We start from the raw sequence: 16,044 nt of genomic DNA, 5'->3' as shown, positions 1-16,044 counted from the left end.
TGCATCACTGGGGCTGCGTTGCAGCCCCAGGACGCACACCCGACTTCACATCGAGAGCCTTCGCCATGAACTACCTGCCATTTGCCTTGCTGATCGTGCTGTCCCCTGCCGTTGCCAAGAATGCCGACGACGCTGGCAACGATCCCCCCCTGGCCATCAACGGCTGCGTGATTGCCGAAGCCAGCCAGTGCCCGGGGGCCGACCTGCGTGGCGCCAACCTGGCCAACCAGGACCTGCGCAAGATGAACCTGGCCGGCGCCGACCTGCGCGGTGCCGACCTGCGCCATGCCCGGCTGGACCTGGCCAACCTGGAAAAGGCCAGCCTGCAAGGCGCCAACCTGACCCGCGCCAGCCTGCAGCAGAGCAACCTGCGCCTGGCCGACCTGAGCCATGGCCGGCTCGTGGCCATTCAGGGCTGGGGCCTGTTTGCCCAGGGTGCGCAATTTGCCAATGCCGACCTCAGCGCGGCCTACCTGCAGTTCGCCAGGTTGTCAGGGGCGAAGATGCACCAGGCCAACCTGCGGGCGGCGGACCTGGAAATGGCCTGGCTGAGCAAGGCTGACCTGCAAGATGCCGACCTCGGCGATGCCAATCTGCAGGAGGCCAAGTTTGGCCAGAGCAACCTGGCCCGCGCCGACTTGCGCGGGGCGCGCCAGCATTATGGGAATTTTCAGGAGGCCTATATGGAAGGGTGCAAGGGGTGCCCCGAGACCTGGGACAATTGAGCAACGCGTGCTTGGGCACATTGTTCCCCTGTGGGAGCGGGTTCACCCGCGAACACCGGCAAAGCCGGTGCCATATACCGAGTCGCCTCATTCGCGGGTGAACCCGCTCCCACATAGTCCCTGCTAAATCCATCAGTCACATGATGGTCTTCGAAGAAAGAAACTTCACCCCGCCACCCGCACCACCCCCAGATCAATCCCCAGATGCACCAGCTCGGCATGTGAACTGACCTGCAACTTGCTCTTGAGCAAGGTCAGGTGGTTGGACACGGTCTTGGCGCTGATGCACAGCTGCTCGGCAATCCCCCGCACCGGTGTGCCCTTGGCCAGCATCACGAAAATCTCCAGCTCACGCTGGGTCATGCGTTGCAGGCGCGGGTCGCTGGCATTCTGCTGTGAGGTGCAGGCCAGCTGGGTGGCCAGGGGCTGTTCGATATAGGCATGCCCGGCCAACACGCGCTGCACCGCCTCGATCAGCACCTCGGGCGCAGAGTTCTTGGTCAGGTAGCCCGAGGCCCCGGCATCCAGCGCCTGGCGCACCAACGGCAGTTCGTCATGCATGCTGAAGAACAGCACCCGCAATTGCGGCAGGCGCTGGCGCAGGCGCCGGGTGGTTTCCAGGCCGCTGATACCTGGCAGGCCGAAGTCCATGATCACCAGGTTGGGCACTTGCTCCTGAACCCGGGCCAGCGCCTCTTCGCCACTGGCAGCCTCACGCACCTGTACTGTCGGCAGCACTGCCCGCAGCAGGCTGGCATAGCCCTGGCGGACCACGGCGTGGTCATCGACCAACACGATATTCATCACACCTCCATGGGAATATTCAAGTCCAGCGCCCAGCCGGCACCCGGGCGGCTGAGGATGCGCAGTTCACCGCCCAGGCTGCGGGCGCGCTCGGCCATCGAGTGCAGGCCTACCCCGGGCCGCTGGGGCTGGCTGGCACCGCAGCCGTTGTCACGAACCAGCAGGCGCAAGCCCTTGGCGCTGCGTTGCAGGCGTACCCGCACCTGGCTGGCTCCAGCGTGCCGGGCGACGTTGGTCAATGCCTCCTGCAGCAAGCGATACAAATGCGTCCGGCTTGCCCCGGGCAGCGCCGGCAGCTGCTCGCCGACCCGCAGGCGACAATCGATACCCTGACTGGCCTGCCATTGGCTCACCAGCAGGCCGAAGGCTTCAGCCAGCGGCATGTGCTGCAACGCTAGCGGGTACAGGTCATGTACCAGGGCGCGGAAACCTTGCTGCAGGCGTTCGCAATCGAGCTCCAGGGTGCGCGTCGTCTGCGCCACCACGTTTGGCTGGTCGGCGAACATGCGCAGCAGGCAGAGCTGGGCGCGAATTCCCGCCAGGTATTGCCCAAGGTCGTCGTGCAGGGTCTGCGCCAGCTGGGTGCGCTCTCGCTCCTGCACCGCCAGCAGGGCTTGGGTGAGTTGAGTATTGTCGGCCCGGGCCTGCTGCAGAGACGCGGTCATGCGGTTGAAGTGCTCGGCCAGCTGGCGCGCCTCCGGCAGGCCGGCCTCGCGCAGGCGCGCGGTCAATTGCCCCCCCGAGACCTGGCGCAAGGCCTGCAGCAAATCGTCCAGCAAGCCCATGCCCCGCCGCACCGCCCAGCGGATGGTCAACAAGCTCAGCAACAACGCCAGGCCGCACAAGACCAACAGCTGCTGCAGGGAGTCACGGACCTCGTCGATCTCATCGCGCGCATCCACGGCAATCATTACCCGGCGCCCGTCACCCAGCTCCAGCAGCCGACTGCTGCCGTGGCGCTGGCCAAGCAGTTGGCGGCCCAGCCAGGCATCCAGGCCGGTCTCTTGCGGCAGCTGCGCGGCTTCGCCCGCCGCCAGCCAGTGCACCCGCACATGGCGCAGGCTTTGCGTGAGCCGGGGTTGCAGGCTCTGTGGGGCACGTTCGGCGGTGTCGCCAAGGTAGGCCACCACGGCTTCTGCAGATTGCAACTCTCGCTCCACATCGGCTACTGCCTGGTGCAATAGCACGCCGGCACAGGCCAGCGTCACCATCGCAAAGCAGCACGTGACCCACAGGTTGATGCGCCACAGGGCCGACAGGTTGACAAGGCACATGGGCAGTTCTCCTCTGGGGGGCTGCGGCTCATCGTAAAACCCGGGCACAGGTGGTGAATTACTACCTTGGTACCGGGCGAGCGCTACTTTCTGCATATTTCCCCCTCTCGGCGGGCTTCCTATGCTGGCGCCATCTGCCGTGGAGTTGCCTTATGCGCCAGCCTGCCCACCTTGCCCTGACCTGCCTGCTGGCCCTGGCCGCGACGCTTTCTGCGAGCCCGTCATCCGCCGCGCAGGCCCAGGGCGCGGAACCGTTGCAGGTGCGCATCGGCTACCTCGGCTATCGCCCCGATCCCGGCCCGCTGCTGTCCAACATCATTCCCGAGCCCACCGATGCCGGGCTGCAGGGCGCCGAACTGGCGATTGTCGACAGCAACAGCAGCGGGCGCTTTCTCAAGCAGGAGTTCCACCTGGCCAACGCCAGCCTCGACAGCCCCGAAGCCCTGCTGCAAGCCGCCAAGGCCCAGCATGATCAGGGCCTGCGGCTGTTCGTGGTAAATGCCCCCGCCGGCAGCCTGCGCGCGCTGTCTGCCGCCCTGCCAGACAGCCTGCTGTTCAACGCCGGCAGCCCGGACGACAGCCTGCGCAGCAGCCAGTGCCTGGGTAATGTGCTGCACAGCCTGCCCAGCCGCGCCATGCTGGCCGATGCCCTGGCGCAGTTCCTGGTGCTGCGCAAATGGCAGCGGGCGCTGTTGATCGTCGGCCAGACCGACGACGACCGGGCCTATGCGGCGGCCCTGCGCCGCGCCATGAAGCGCTTCGGCGTGCAGCTGGTCGCGGAAAAAGCCTGGACATTCGACAACGACCAGCGCCGCAGCGCCCAGGCCGACATGCCGCTGTTCACCCAAACCGCCGAGTACGACGTGGTGCTGGTGGCCGACGAGCGCGGCGACTTCGGCGAGTACCTGCCCTACCAGACCTGGTACCCGCGCCCGGTGGCCGGTACCCAGGGCCTGACCCCCACCGGCTGGCACAAGACCGTGGAAACCTTCGGCGCGGCGCAGCTGCAAAAGCGCTTCGAAGCCCAGGCCGGGCGCTGGATGAACGACCGCGACTTCGCCGCCTGGATGGCCGTGCGCAGCGTTGCCAGCGCGGTGAGCAAACTTCGCCAGGCCGAGCCCCGCGCCCTGCAGCAACTGCTGCTCAGCGAGCAGTTGCCGCTGGACGGTTTCAAAGGCCGCAAGCTCAGCTACCGCCCATGGAACGGCGAGCTGCGCCAACCAATCCCGCTGGTGCAGCCGCGAGCCCTGGTCAGCACCTCGCCGCAAGAGGGCTTCCTGCACCCGTTCAACGAAATGGACAGCCTGGGCTTCGACAAGCCCGAAGTGACCTGCGGCTACCCCTGACCCGATAACCACAAAAAAAAGGATTTCGCCATGCGCCGTTCCCCTTTTCACCGGGCACTGCTCTACCCCAGCCTGCTGTCGGGCGCCCTGGCGCTTGCTTGCGGGCACGCCATGGCAGCCACCGCCTGGGTGTCGAACGAGAAGGACAACAGCCTCAGCCTGATCGACATGCAGACCCTGCAAGTCACCGAGACCCTGCCGGTGGGCCAGCGCCCGCGCGGCCTGCTGCTGTCCCACGACAACACGCTGCTGTACATCTGCGCCAGCGATTCGGACCGGGTGCAGGTGATGGACGTGGCCACCCGCAAGATCATCAAGGAGCTGCCCTCCGGCAAGGACCCCGAGCAGTTCGCCCTGCACCCCAACGACCGCTGGCTGTACGTGTCCAACGAGGACGACGCGCTGGTGACGGTGATCGATACCCAGACCGACAAGGTGCTCGGGCAGATCGACGTCGGCATCGAGCCTGAAGGCATGGCGGTAAGCCCGGATGGCAAGTGGGCGGTGAACACCAGCGAAACCACCAACATGCTGCACTGGATCGACACCAGCACCCAGACCTTGGCAGAGAGCACCCCGGTGGACCAGCGGCCGCGCTTCGTCGAGTTCAGCCAGGACGGTTCGCGGTTGTGGGCTTCGGCGGAAATCGGCGGCACGGTAACCATCCTCGACGTGGCCAGCCGCCAGGTACTGAAAACCCTGAACTTCCAGATCAAGGGCGTGCACCCGGACAAGGTCCAGCCGGTAGGCATCAAGCTCAGCGCCGATGGCAAGTACGCGTTCGTCGCCCTGGGCCCGGCCAACCATGTGGCGGTGGTCGATGCCAAGACTTATGAAGTACTCGACTACCTGCTGGTGGGCCGGCGCGTCTGGCAACTGGCGTTCACCCCGGACCAGAGCCAGTTGCTGGCCACCAATGGGGTCAGCGGCGACGTTTCGGTGATCGATGCAAAAGACCTCAAGGTGCTCAAGTCGGTGAAGGTCGGCCGCTACCCCTGGGGCGTGGTGGTGACGCCATGAATACCCTCGAAGTCAGTGACGTGAGCTTTTCCTATGGCCAGCGCGAGGCGCTCAGGCAGGTCGGTTTCAGCCTGGCGCCCGGGCGCTTCGCCGCCTTGCTGGGCCCCAACGGTGCCGGCAAGTCGACCTTGATCGCCCTGCTTACCCGGCTGTACGACCTGCAGCACGGCGACATCCGCGTGTGCGGTTGCTCGCTGCGCAACGCCACACACCCGGCCTTGCGCCAGCTGGGCGTGGTGTTCCAGCAAAGCACCCTGGACCTGGACCTGAGCGTGGAGCAGAACCTGCGCTACCACGCCTCGCTGCATGGCCTGTCGCGGCGCCAGGGCAGTATTCGGGTAGATGCCGAGTTGGCCCGCCAGGGCCTCGAAGAACGGCGCCGTGAACCCGTCCGCGCGCTGAACACCGGCCATCGGCGCCGAGTGGAGATTGCCCGCGCGCTGCTGCATGAACCGCGTTTGCTGTTGCTCGACGAAGCCAGCGTCGGCCTTGACCCGGCCAGCCGCCTGGCGCTCAACCAGCACCTGCGGCTGCTGTGCCGCGAGCAGCACCTGAGTGTGCTGTGGACCACCCATCTGCTGGACGAAGTGCAGCCCAGCGATGACCTGCTGATCCTGCATCAAGGGCGCCTGGTGGCCAGCGGCACGGCCGACGCCCTGAGCCTGGAGCACGGCGGTAACCTCGACCATGCCTTTGCCCGCCTGACCCGCGCCCCCACAGGAGCCAATGCCCGATGAACGCTTACTGGCAGTGCTTCAACGGCATTCTCCTGCGCGAATGCCTGCGTTTCGTCCTGCAACGCACCCGTTTTCTCAGCGCCCTGGTGCGCCCGCTGCTGTGGCTTCTGGTGTTCGCCGCCGGCTTTCGTGCGGCCCTGGGCATTGCGATCATCGAGCCCTACGACACCTACATCCCCTACGAGGTGTACATCATTCCCGGCCTTGCCTGCATGATCCTGCTGTTCAACGGCATGCAGGGCTCGCTGTCGATGGTCTATGACCGGGAGATGGGCAGCATGCGGGTGCTGTTGACCAGCCCATTGCCGCGGCCATTCCTGCTCGGCAGCAAGCTGCTGGCGACCTCGTTGATTTCCTTGCTGCAGGTATACGCCTTCCTTGCCATCGCCTGGCTGTATGGCGTGCAGCCGCCGGCTGCGGGCCTGTTGCTGGCGCTGCCGGCGTTGTTGCTGGTGGCGCTGATGCTCAGCGCCCTGGGGCTGTTGCTGTCGAATGCGATTCGCCAGCTGGAGAACTTTGCCGGGGTGATGAACTTCGTGATCTTCCCGCTGTTCTTCCTGTCCTCGGCGCTATACCCGTTGTGGAAGATGCGCGAGGCCAGCCAGTGGCTGTACTGGTTGTGCGCCATTAACCCGTTCACCCATGCCGTGGAGCTGGTGCGCTTTGCCTTGTATGAGCGCTTCAACCTTCTGGCGCTGGCGGTATGCCTGGGGCTGACCGTGCTGTTCACCCTGCTGGCGATCCTCACCTTCAACCCCCAGCATGCCGCGCTGCGCAAGCCGCGCTGACTGATGTGAACAAGGTCCGTGTGGGAGCGGGTTCACCCGCGAAGGAGGCGACGCGGTGCATGGCACCGGCTACGCCGGTGTTCGCGGGTGAACCCGCTCCCACAGGGATCGCGCACGCAGTCAGATGAGCAGAATCAGGCCAGAGGCGCCGTCCAGCCGTCTACTACTTTAGTACTGCCTTTGCTGTCTGATCGTCGCATTCACAATGCACCGCCACTGGCATGTAATGGGCCTATAACAAAAAGGACAAACCCCATGCCACGTGCCCTGCCCCGGCTGCCATGCCCATTGCTGGCAGCGCTTTCCCTGAGCCTGTCGCTGGGCATCGCCCAGGCCGACACCACGCCGCTGTTCTCCGCCGAGGGCTATCGCACCACCCTCTACCGCAGCCCGACCCCACAACAGGTCGCGGGCGGCCAGGTCATCGATACCGCCGAGCTGCAAGGCCTGCTGGGGCACACCCCCAAGCCGGTGCTGATCGACGTCTACCGCCGCCAGTGGCTGCAAGGCCGCTTCATCGAAGATGAACCCCACGCCAACATCCCCGGCAGCCGCTGGCTGGCCAACACCGGCGACGGCGAGCTGAGCCCGGCGTGGCACGATTACTTCGTGCGCAACCTGCAACAAGCCACCGCCGGGCGCATGGGGCAACCGCTGGTCTTTTACTGCCGCTCCGATTGCTGGTTAAGCTGGAACGCGGTAAAACGCGCCAAAGCCCTGGGCTATAAGAATCTGTATTGGTATCGCGATGGCCTGGACGCCTGGCAGCAGGCCAACCTGCCGCTGCAGCCGGCGCAGCCAGAACCCTTCCCCTGAATTCATCGCCTGCGAACGCGTGCCCGCTACATCCAATAAAAACGAGGTGAAAAGGCCATGTACAAAATTCTGATTGCCGACGATCACCCCCTGTTTCGCGAAGCCATCCACAACGTTATCAGCGATGGCTTCCAGGGCAGCGAAGTCATGGAAACTGCCGACCTGGACAGCGCCCTGGCGCTGACCCATGAGCATGACGACCTCGACCTGATCCTGCTCGACCTGAACATGCCTGGCATGCATGGCCTCAATGGCCTGATCACCCTGCGCAACGAGGCACCGACCACGCCAGTGGTGATCGTCTCGGCCGAGCAGGAAAAGCAGATCGTGCTGCAGGCCATCACTTATGGCGCGGTGGGCTTCATCACCAAGTCCTCGCCACGCTCGCAGATGATCGAAGCGATCGAGCAGATCCTCAACGGCAATGTCTACCTGCCGCCCGACATCATCCGTGCCCAGAAAAGCAGCACCAGCCGGCGCCTGAACGATGCCCCGAGCTTCCCGCCGGAAATGCTCCAGGCCCTGACCCGCAAGCAGCTGCTGGTACTCGAGCGCATGACCAAGGGCGAGTCGAACAAGCAGATCGCCTACACCCTGGATATCGCCGAAACCACGGTCAAGGCCCACGTTTCGGCGATCCTGCGCAAACTCAACGTGCACAACCGGGTGCAGGCCATCCTCAGTGCCGGTGATATCGATTTCGGTGATTACCTGCGGCGTTGACCTGTACCGGCCTCTTCGCGGGCTTGCCCGCTCCCACAGGTATTGCGCAACACTGAAACCTGCGGGAATCCTGTGGGAGCGGGCAAGCCCGCGAAGAGGCCGGCGGCTAGGCCACACTGCTGCCCAGCAAATGGCTCATCGCCGCCTTCAGCTTCATCGGCCGCACCGGCTTGTGCATCAGGGTGTGGCCCAGCTGGCGAATCTGTTGCTTGAGCTCGTTGCTGTAGTTGGCGGTGATCATCATCGCCGGCAAGGGCTGAGTGCGACGGGCATTGATCCGCGCCACGGCGTCAACGCCATTGCAGTCATTGTCCAGGTGGTAGTCGGCGATCAGCAGGTCAGCCTCGGCATGGTAGTTGTCCACCTGGCGCGCCAGATCCTCCTCCGACAGCGCGGTGACCACCCGGCAACCCCACCCCTCCAGCAGAGTGCGCATGCCGGCGCAAATCGCCGCATCGTTATCCAGCACCCACACCCGCGCCCCGCGCAGGCGCTCGAGCATCGGCTCGCTGATCGCCAGGCTCGGCTGGGCCTTGGGCGCGGTGGCGCTCAGCGGCACTTCGACCGCAAATACCGAGCCTTTGCCAAGCCATGAACGCACCCGGATCCGGTGGCCGAGGATGCCGGCTATCTTTTCCACGATCGCCAGGCCCAGGCCCAACCCGCGGTCCTGGTCCGGGCGTTGCACATCGCCGCGCCTGAACTCCTGGAACATTTCGTCCAGGTGCTCTTCGGCGATACCGATTCCGCTGTCCCATACTTCGATCCGCAGGCCGCCACGCTGGCGCCGGCAACCCAGCACCACGCGGCCGCTGCGAGTGTAGCGAATGGCATTGCTGAGCAGGTTGCGCAGGATCCGCGCCAACAGCTGGATGTCACTGCGCACCACGGCGGAACAGCCCACGAAATGCAATTCAAGCCCTTCGCTGCGCGCCACCTGGGCGTATTCGGCAGCGAGGTTGTCCATCAGCTCGCGCAAGGCGAACGGGGCGACATCGGCCTTGATCACACCGGCATCGAGTTTGGATATGTCGACCAGGGTACCTAGCAGGTTCTCCACATCCTCCAGCGAGTTGCTGACATTACGCACCAGATGAGCACTGTTGTGCGGCTCGCGGTGCTCCAGCAAGGCACTGGTGAACAGCCGCGCCGCGTTCAGTGGCTGCAGCAGGTCATGGCTGACGGCGGCAAGGAACTTGGTTTTCGACAGGTTGGCCTGCTCGGCCTCGCGCTTGGCCTCGCGCAAGCGCGATTCCACCCGGCTGCGCTCCTCGATTTCGCGCAGCAGCTGCTCGTTGAGGCTGGTCAGCTCGGCGGTGCGCTCGCGCACCCGTTGCTCCAGGTGCTGATACGCCTGGTGCAGCGCCTGTGCGGTATTGCGCCGCTCGGTGATATCACGGATCAACACGAAGATGCCCACCACTTCACCATTGGCCAGGCGGTTCGGCACGTAGGAGCGCAGCATGTAGCGTTCCTGGCCGTTGATGTTGGTTTCGGCAAACTCGAAGGTGACGCTCTCACCTGCCAGGGCCCGCGCCACGTAGGCCTCCAGGCGCTGGTAATGCTGCTCGCTGTGGGCCTCGCGCAGGCTCTGGCCCAGCATTACGCCGCGAGGCCAGCAGTACCATTCTTCATAGACCTTGTTGGTGAATTCGTAGACCAGGTCGGCATTCAGGTAGGCGATCAGCGCCGGCACATGGTCGGTGATCAGGCGAATCTGGTGCTGGTGGGCAGTCTCGGCCCGCTGCCGGGCCTCGCTGAGCAGGTGGTTGACGGCCTTGAGCTCGGCCATGGCCTGGTTCAGCGCTTCGGTACGCTCGCGCACCTGCTCGGCCAGCACCACCGAATGCTGGAACGCGGCATAAGGGTCGTTGCCCCGCGTTACGCCAGACTCGATACGCTCGATCAACGCGCCGTTGATACGCTGCAGCTTGTGGTTCTGATGCTGCAGCCGGGCGACCTCGGCCTGCAGTTCAGCGGCCGACAGGAGGCCGGTTGCGGGCAATGGCGACCCCGGTGAAGGTCTGGTTGATGTGCATGCCATTGAACTGTTCTCCGTAGGTGTTGAAGCCAATCACCCGCTGCTCGCGCAGGAACGCGCCGATCGGTTCCAGGCCTTGCCGGGCTTCCAGCTCCAGCCGCCGCAGGAAGCAATCGCAACCGATGGTCAGCAGCAGCGGGCCGAGGCGCTGCTGCAAGCCGTCGAACAACTGGTGCAGGTTCGGCAACAGCGGGCCCGGGGTCATGGCGGTGAGCACGATGCCGTTTTCCACCGCGCAGTAGAAGCTCAGGCTAAGGTCCGGGTGCACTTGCTGGATCGCCCGCACGTAATACTGGTCGTGGATGCGCACGGCCAGTGGATGGGCGGCGAATACCCGATGATCGAGCTCGGCCACCGGCACGCCGATGTGCCGGGCGTATTCCTCGGCAGCAGGCTCGGCATTCAGCTCGAAGACCCGGCGCTGGGCACTGTCGGCGCCGGTGACCACCAGCTTTTCCTGGCGCGGCAGGATGTGGTGGGTGGTGAACACTTCGAAGTCGAGCCAGGTATTGACCAGCACCACTACCGCCGCGCCATGGTGGAACGCGCCGCCGAAATACACGTGGGTGCGGGTCAGGTAGTTGTCGTCGCCGGCCGAACCACCAAAATGCGGGATGTCGCCCAGGGCCGCACCGAGGGCGGCGAGCACCATCTCCTCGCGGCTGGACAAACCGTCGAGCAGGGTCAGGGCAAAGCTGCGGCCCTTGATCGGCGCCAGGGCATTGCTGCGGCAAGTGCCGACCAGGCGCTCGACCATCTGCTGGGCGTCGATCAGGCTGAAACACTCCATTTCATCGATCAGCTCGGTGGCGATGGAAAAGTGCCGATGATCGAACCCGACCGCCGTTATGCAATTGCGGCCGTAGCCCAGCGGGGTGATTTCCCCGGCGCTGGTGCAACCGACCAGGCGGATGCCACCAAAACCCTGCTCCAGCGCTTCGCCCAAGGCCTGCAGGTCGTATTCGGCGGAGCAGAAGAACAGCACGAAGCCCAGATGCGGGTGCAGCAACTGCGCCGCCAGCTCCTGGGCTGCCTGCCGGGCATCGGTTGCCTGCGACATGGCGCTGACCACACCGTCGTTGTGAGCCTGCTGCATGGTCGTCTCCGGCGCGGGTGGCTGAGGGTTCAGTGTACGAAGGTGGGTACCGGGGACGAATGCTACTTGGGTAGCGGGTGGGCGGTTCCATGGGCGGAAATGCAGGGAACCAACCTCAGGCCAGCCGCTCCCACAGGGGCCTCAGCCACGGTGCGATGCGCACACCGTGGCTGGAGGCAAGGTCATTACCAGGTCAACACCGCCCCCACCGCAAAGGTATCGGTGTCTTCGTTCTGGTCACTGGTTTCATGCCCGTCTATGGAAAACTGGTTGTACTCGGCAACCAGCTTGAGGTTGTCGTTGACGTCATGGAACAGCGCGACGCCACGGGTTTCATAATCCGCACCACTGCCCACCGCACCGTTGCCGTCGTCCTTGGTCTTGCCATAGGACAGCGCCACGCGGTTCTTGCCGACCTTGTAGGAGCCCTGCAGCAGGTAGCCATCGCTGTCGACATTGCGCAAGGTCGGTTCACCAGCGTTGTTGGTGAAGAACGGGTTGATGCCCTTGGCCTGGAACCCCGAGCCGGTCAGCGACAGCCCGCCCATCTTCGCCTGTACACCGTAGCCGACACCTTTGGAGGTGACCGACTGCACCGCCGGGTCGGTGTTGTCGGAGGTCTGGTAGCTGCCGTTGACCCAGCTGTAGATCTGCGCCCCGCCCAGGTCGAACTGGTAGGTGATCTCGCTTTCGGTACGCGGGTTCTCCTGGTAGGCCTTGCCGGTCGGGCTGCTGTCGTTGGTGTCCACCGGGTCCATGATGCCCACCGCCACCCGCAGGCCGTCCATCACCGGCGTGCGGTAGGTGATCTGCGACGTAGGGAACGGGTATGGGTAGCCACTGCCGATATTGCCGAACGATACACCGCCACCGTCCACCAGCCCGAGGGTGTCACTGACCTGGCCGTAGCCGGCCAGCAGTTCGTCGAGCAGGATGTTGGAACGGGCGAACAGCCCGAAGTCCTTGCCGATCAGTACCTCGCCCCACTCGGGGTTGGCCACGGTACCGTAGAACTGGCGCACGTCGATGGCGGTGTCGGTGCCGTTGGTTTCGCTGTCGTTGATGGTGACCCAGAACGAGGCGCGTGCGCCGAGCTTCAGGTCGTCCACCTGCTTGCCCATGTTGAAACCCAGGTAGTTGGGCAGAAAGCCCATCTTCACCCGCGACTGGCGGCGGTCGAATTGCTCGCCTTCGCGATCAACATCGCTGTTCACGTAAAAGGCGTTGATGTAGCCATCGGTGGAGAAAGTCGTCTGGTCCTTGTCGTACAGCATGATCTCGGCCTGGGCGACGCTGCTCAGGCAGAAGGTCGACAGGCTGACGGCAGCAGCCGCAAGCAAACGTGGGGATAGATTCTTATTGTTGTACATGGCGCGCTCCGAAACGGGGACGGGATGTCGGAGGCGATTATCAGAAGCGGGCAAACAGCCAGAAACGCTGCCTTGGAGGGGGCTGCCAGGTGCTTTGGGCCGGCGCGCAGGGCGTGATGATTCCGGCCCAGGACCGGATTACGCCCAGAGGCAAGACTTCTGGTGTAACCCTTAGTAGGCGTCGGGTCTACTACCGCCCTTCAGCTGAACACCCAGAGCACGCGGGTGGGCTTGTCAGTGAGGTTGGCGTAACGAAAACTGGCGTGGGGTTGCAGCTGAAAACTGTCACTGGCGCGCAGCGTTACCGGCTCGCCGCCATCCAGCCAGACGGTCAGTTCGCCTTCGAGCACGAAGCAGCCCTGCTCCGAGCTGTCGTCCAGGTACTCCTCGCCACTGCTGGCCCCCGGCTCCAGATGGCTGTCGAGCATGGAGAACGCGCCCGTTATCGTCGGGGATGCCAGCACATCGGTGATGCCACCGGCCAGGTGAAGGGTACGACGCTCGTGCGGGCGGGTGACCCAGTCGAGCTCGCGGGGCTTGTCCAGCTTGTAGAAATAGGCGGTGGAGACGCCGAGCTCTTCGCTGATTGCCGTGAGGTCGGCCACGGTCGGGCGCGACACGCCTCGTTCGACCTGGGACAGAAAACCCACCGAACGGCCGATGCGCTGGGCCAGTTCGCCCAGTGTCAGGCCCTTGAACTTGCGCAGGTCGCGAATCAGTACGGCCAGGCCTTCGATTTCTTCGTGCACTTTCATGGTTGAATCGCGACTTTCGGATGGGAAAAATAGATGCCCTGAAAAGTACATGATTCATTTCACAAAGCAAGATGCTTCGCGGCATTGCACGAGCCGGCGAAGATATGCCTGGTCGGTTGACGCGGGCCCTTGTAGGAGCGGCCTTGTGTCGCGATGGGCTGCAAAGCAGCCCCAGGGTTTCAGTGCAGATGCACAAATTGCCGGGGCTGCTTTGCAGCCCATCGCGACACAAGGCCGCTCCTACACCTGACCGCGCAACCGGTCAGGTGGGGGCAACTGTCTCGCCCAGACGCTCAACGAACAGCCTCGTACGTCAGGTCCAGGCACTTGCGGGCTTTTTCCACCAGTTCGTCGATCTCCTCGATGCTGATCACCAGCGGCGGCGCGATGATCATGGTGTCGCCCACGGCACGCATGATCAGGCCGTTGTCGAAGCAGTGCTGACGGCAGATCATGCCGACACCTTTGCCTTCATAACGCGCGCGGGTGGCCTTGTCCTTCACCAACTCGATCGCGCCGAGCATGCCCAGGCCGCGTACCTCGCCCACCAGCGGGTGGTCGGCCAGCTCGCGCAGGCGTTGTTGCAGGTAAGGAGCGGTCTTGTCGTGCACCTGCTCGATGATCTGTTCGTCACGCAGGATCCGCAGGTTCTCCAGGCCCACCGCAGCCGCTACCGGGTGGCCGGAATAGGTGAACCCGTGGTTGAAATCACCGCCTTCGCTGATGACACTGGCCACTTCGTCACGCACGATCACGCCGCCCATGGGGATATAGCCGGAGGTAAGGCCTTTGGCGATGGTCATCAGGTCGGGCTTGAGGTCGTAGTAATCGCTACCGAACCACTCGCCTGTACGGCCGAAGCCGCAGATCACTTCGTCGGCGACAAAGAGGATGTCGTACCTGGCCAGGATCTCCTTGACCTTAGGCCAGTAGGTCTGCGGTGGAATGATCACCCCGCCAGCGCCCTGGATCGGTTCGGCGATGAAGGCGGCAACGTTGTCCACGCCGACTTCGAGGATCTTCTTCTCCAGCTGTTCGGCCGCCCACACGCCGAAGTCGGCCTCGGTCATGTCGCCGCCTTCGCCATACCAGTACGGCTGCGGGATGTGCACGATATCCGGGATCAGCCCGCCCTGCTGGTGCATGCCGCTCATGCCGCCCAGGCCCGCGCCGGCCACGGTGGAGCCGTGGTAGCCGTTGATGCGGCCGATGATCACCTTCTTGTTCTTCTGGCCCTTGAGCGCCCAGTAATGGCGGACCATGCGCAGCACGGTGTCGTTGCCTTCGGATCCGGAGCCAGTGAAGAACACATGGTTCATGCCTTGCGGGGCCACATCGGCGATCGCCTTGGCCAGTTCCAGCGCGGGCGGGTGCGCGGTCTGGAAGAACAGGTTGTAGTACGGCAGCTGCCTCATCTGCCGGCTGGCGACGTCGGCCAGCTCATCGCGTCCATAGCCCACCGCCACGCACCACAGCCCCGCCATGCCATCGAGAATCTTGTGCCCTTCGCTGTCCCAGAGGTACACGCCCTTGGCCGAGGTGATGATGCGCGGGCCTTTCTCGGCCAGTTGCCGAACATCGCTGAACGGGGCCAGATGGTGGTCGCGGCTCATGGCTTGCCAGGCGAGGGTCTGGGAATTCTGCTCACTCATTGACTTCACTCCATCAGGTTGCGCAGCCGTGCTGCGCAGGTACTTTTTTGTAATTGGTAAGATCGCTGTCAGGCTGACTTCAACAGCATCTGGCGCAGTACCGAGCGATGCCGGCAGGCCTTGCCAAAGGACTGGAAGATGGTCAGGTAATGCGGGTTGTCCATGACCTGGTACTCGGGGTGCCATTGCACGGCCAGGGCAAAACCCTTGCTGTTCTCGACCGAAATCGCTTCCACCAGGCCATCGGGCGCCAGCGCCTCCACCCTCAGCCCGGGGGCCAGTACATCGATGCCCTGGCCGTGGATGGAATTGACATCGATGATCGCCGGCAAGCCCATGCGGTCGAGCATGCCGCCTGGCTCTATATGCAGGGCGTGACGCGGGCCGTATTGCTTTTCGATGGGCTCACCCTTGCTTTCGCGGTGGTCCATGAACATGCCGGTCTCGTGCACCTTCTGGTGCAGGGTGCCGCCCAGCGCCACGTTCATTTCCTGAAAGCCACGGCAGATGCCGAGCACCGGCACGCCGGCGGCGATGGCCGCACGCATCAGCGGCAATGTGCTGGCATCCCGCAGCGGGTCGTGATGGGTACCTGCTGCACTGGCCGGGCCGTTGTAGTGGAATGGTTCGATGTTGGACGGCGAACCGGTGAAGATCAGCCCATCCACCACATCGAGAATATCGGCGCTGTCCATCAGGTCGGCGAGGCTGGGTATCACGATGGGCAGCCCACACGCTGCCTTGGCCGCCGCGCGCGCGTACTTCTCGCTGATGGTCTGGGTTGCATGCAGCTCGATCATGCTGGTGCATGCGGTAATGCCGATAACGGGCACACGTGGCATATCTTCCTCCGGCAAATCCCTATTGCGCGTTGTGTTGAACGGTAGAAACGGAGGG

15 protein-coding genes are annotated in these 16,044 nt (G+C 64.2%); 7 read left to right on the top strand and 8 right to left on the bottom strand.

Features of this window, described 5'->3' with window-relative positions:
• Positions 1-65 precede the first annotated feature (65 nt).
• Entirely contained in the window at positions 66-725 is a 660-nt protein-coding gene (locus tag RIN61_RS22675; protein WP_112253866.1) for a pentapeptide repeat-containing protein, read from the top strand.
• A gap of 165 nt (positions 726-890) precedes the next feature.
• On the opposite strand, the gene RIN61_RS22670 is transcribed toward RIN61_RS22675, so the two are convergent.
• Both RIN61_RS22670 and RIN61_RS22665 read right to left on the bottom strand, forming a co-directional pair.
• Positions 891-1,529, bottom strand: coding sequence for a response regulator (locus RIN61_RS22670; protein WP_075045529.1), 639 nt, complete (start codon positions 1,527-1,529; stop codon positions 891-893).
• Positions 1,529-2,803 carry a HAMP domain-containing sensor histidine kinase gene (locus tag RIN61_RS22665; protein ID WP_207878061.1) on the bottom strand — a complete coding sequence of 425 codons (1,275 nt, stop codon included), beginning with the start codon at positions 2,801-2,803 and terminating at the stop codon, positions 1,529-1,531. The genes RIN61_RS22670 and RIN61_RS22665 overlap by 1 nt, the downstream gene beginning before the upstream one ends.
• A 152-nt stretch (positions 2,804-2,955) precedes the next feature.
• Here RIN61_RS22665 and RIN61_RS22660 point away from each other — a divergent pair, with 152 nt between their 5' ends.
• The 6 genes from RIN61_RS22660 (at position 2,956) to RIN61_RS22635 (ending at position 8,233) form a co-directional block, all read left to right on the top strand.
• Positions 2,956-4,149 (top strand): ABC transporter substrate-binding protein, encoded by a 1,194-nt coding sequence (locus RIN61_RS22660; protein ID WP_313854240.1) that lies wholly within the window; start codon positions 2,956-2,958, stop codon positions 4,147-4,149.
• Positions 4,150-4,179: 30 nt separating this feature from the next.
• Positions 4,180-5,169 carry a YVTN family beta-propeller repeat protein gene (locus RIN61_RS22655; protein ID WP_112253870.1) on the top strand — a complete coding sequence of 330 codons (990 nt, stop codon included), beginning with the start codon at positions 4,180-4,182 and terminating at the stop codon, positions 5,167-5,169.
• A complete protein-coding gene (locus RIN61_RS22650; RefSeq protein WP_207878063.1) occupies positions 5,166-5,906 on the top strand; it encodes an ABC transporter ATP-binding protein in 741 nt (246 codons plus the stop codon). The genes RIN61_RS22655 and RIN61_RS22650 overlap by 4 nt, the downstream gene beginning before the upstream one ends.
• Positions 5,903-6,694 carry an ABC transporter permease gene (locus RIN61_RS22645; RefSeq protein ID WP_112253872.1) on the top strand — a complete coding sequence of 264 codons (792 nt, stop codon included), beginning with the start codon at positions 5,903-5,905 and terminating at the stop codon, positions 6,692-6,694. The genes RIN61_RS22650 and RIN61_RS22645 overlap by 4 nt, the downstream gene beginning before the upstream one ends.
• Before the next feature lie 255 nt (positions 6,695-6,949).
• The gene (locus RIN61_RS22640; RefSeq protein ID WP_112253874.1) at positions 6,950-7,510 is read left to right on the top strand and encodes a PQQ-dependent catabolism-associated CXXCW motif protein; all 561 of its coding nucleotides are present in this window, start codon (positions 6,950-6,952) and stop codon (positions 7,508-7,510) included.
• 57 nt (positions 7,511-7,567) lie between these two features.
• A complete protein-coding gene (locus RIN61_RS22635) occupies positions 7,568-8,233 on the top strand; it encodes a response regulator transcription factor (RefSeq protein ID WP_013972165.1) in 666 nt (221 codons plus the stop codon).
• A gap of 106 nt (positions 8,234-8,339) precedes the next feature.
• Here RIN61_RS22635 and RIN61_RS22630 read toward each other — a convergent pair whose 3' ends face one another.
• The 6 genes from RIN61_RS22630 to RIN61_RS22605 all read right to left on the bottom strand — a co-directional run bounded on the left by RIN61_RS22630 (position 8,340) and on the right by RIN61_RS22605 (position 15,989).
• Positions 8,340-10,238, bottom strand: a complete 1,899-nt coding sequence (locus RIN61_RS22630) for a PAS domain-containing hybrid sensor histidine kinase/response regulator (RefSeq protein ID WP_112253876.1) — start codon at positions 10,236-10,238, stop codon at positions 8,340-8,342.
• Positions 10,207-11,370 (bottom strand): nitric oxide-sensing protein NosP, encoded by a 1,164-nt coding sequence (gene nosP, locus RIN61_RS22625; RefSeq protein ID WP_112253877.1) that lies wholly within the window; start codon positions 11,368-11,370, stop codon positions 10,207-10,209. Before nosP ends, RIN61_RS22630 begins: the two co-directional genes overlap by 32 nt.
• A gap of 185 nt (positions 11,371-11,555) precedes the next feature.
• Positions 11,556-12,740 carry a porin gene (locus tag RIN61_RS22620; RefSeq protein ID WP_207878065.1) on the bottom strand — a complete coding sequence of 395 codons (1,185 nt, stop codon included), beginning with the start codon at positions 12,738-12,740 and terminating at the stop codon, positions 11,556-11,558.
• Positions 12,741-12,940: 200 nt separating this feature from the next.
• Positions 12,941-13,495: a helix-turn-helix domain-containing protein gene (locus RIN61_RS22615; protein WP_063913578.1), complete on the bottom strand. Its 555-nt coding sequence runs from the start codon at positions 13,493-13,495 to the stop codon at positions 12,941-12,943.
• Between the two features lie 293 nt (positions 13,496-13,788).
• Positions 13,789-15,147, bottom strand: a complete 1,359-nt coding sequence (locus RIN61_RS22610; RefSeq protein WP_252379424.1) for an aspartate aminotransferase family protein — start codon at positions 15,145-15,147, stop codon at positions 13,789-13,791.
• Positions 15,148-15,215: 68 nt separating this feature from the next.
• Entirely contained in the window at positions 15,216-15,989 is a 774-nt protein-coding gene (locus RIN61_RS22605) for a gamma-glutamyl-gamma-aminobutyrate hydrolase family protein (RefSeq protein WP_133973501.1), read from the bottom strand.
• Positions 15,990-16,044 lie beyond the last annotated feature (55 nt).

It is taken from the genome of Pseudomonas inefficax, from assembly GCF_032164165.1.
Taxonomy (GTDB): Bacteria; Pseudomonadota; Gammaproteobacteria; order Pseudomonadales; family Pseudomonadaceae; genus Aquipseudomonas; species Aquipseudomonas inefficax.
Note: the sequence above shows the minus strand (reverse complement) of the source record. Positions and strands in the feature narration are given on the sequence as shown.

What these genes read in the sequence shown, in the direction of transcription:
- nosP (WP_112253877.1), bottom strand. Translation starts at nt 11,370, where the DNA reads ATGCAGCAGGCTCACAACGACGGTGTGGTCAGCGCCATGTCGCAGGCA.
- RIN61_RS22635 (WP_013972165.1), top strand. Translation starts at nt 7,568, where the DNA reads ATGTACAAAATTCTGATTGCCGACGATCACCCCCTGTTTCGCGAAGCC.
- RIN61_RS22615 (WP_063913578.1), bottom strand. Translation starts at nt 13,495, where the DNA reads ATGAAAGTGCACGAAGAAATCGAAGGCCTGGCCGTACTGATTCGCGAC.
- RIN61_RS22620 (WP_207878065.1), bottom strand. Translation starts at nt 12,740, where the DNA reads ATGTACAACAATAAGAATCTATCCCCACGTTTGCTTGCGGCTGCTGCC.
- RIN61_RS22610 (WP_252379424.1), bottom strand. Translation starts at nt 15,147, where the DNA reads ATGAGTGAGCAGAATTCCCAGACCCTCGCCTGGCAAGCCATGAGCCGC.
- RIN61_RS22650 (WP_207878063.1), top strand. Translation starts at nt 5,166, where the DNA reads ATGAATACCCTCGAAGTCAGTGACGTGAGCTTTTCCTATGGCCAGCGC.
- RIN61_RS22655 (WP_112253870.1), top strand. Translation starts at nt 4,180, where the DNA reads ATGCGCCGTTCCCCTTTTCACCGGGCACTGCTCTACCCCAGCCTGCTG.
- RIN61_RS22670 (WP_075045529.1), bottom strand. Translation starts at nt 1,529, where the DNA reads ATGAATATCGTGTTGGTCGATGACCACGCCGTGGTCCGCCAGGGCTAT.
- RIN61_RS22605 (WP_133973501.1), bottom strand. Translation starts at nt 15,989, where the DNA reads ATGCCACGTGTGCCCGTTATCGGCATTACCGCATGCACCAGCATGATC.
- RIN61_RS22665 (WP_207878061.1), bottom strand. Translation starts at nt 2,803, where the DNA reads ATGTGCCTTGTCAACCTGTCGGCCCTGTGGCGCATCAACCTGTGGGTC.
- RIN61_RS22640 (WP_112253874.1), top strand. Translation starts at nt 6,950, where the DNA reads ATGCCACGTGCCCTGCCCCGGCTGCCATGCCCATTGCTGGCAGCGCTT.
- RIN61_RS22675 (WP_112253866.1), top strand. Translation starts at nt 66, where the DNA reads ATGAACTACCTGCCATTTGCCTTGCTGATCGTGCTGTCCCCTGCCGTT.
- RIN61_RS22645 (WP_112253872.1), top strand. Translation starts at nt 5,903, where the DNA reads ATGAACGCTTACTGGCAGTGCTTCAACGGCATTCTCCTGCGCGAATGC.
- RIN61_RS22660 (WP_313854240.1), top strand. Translation starts at nt 2,956, where the DNA reads ATGCGCCAGCCTGCCCACCTTGCCCTGACCTGCCTGCTGGCCCTGGCC.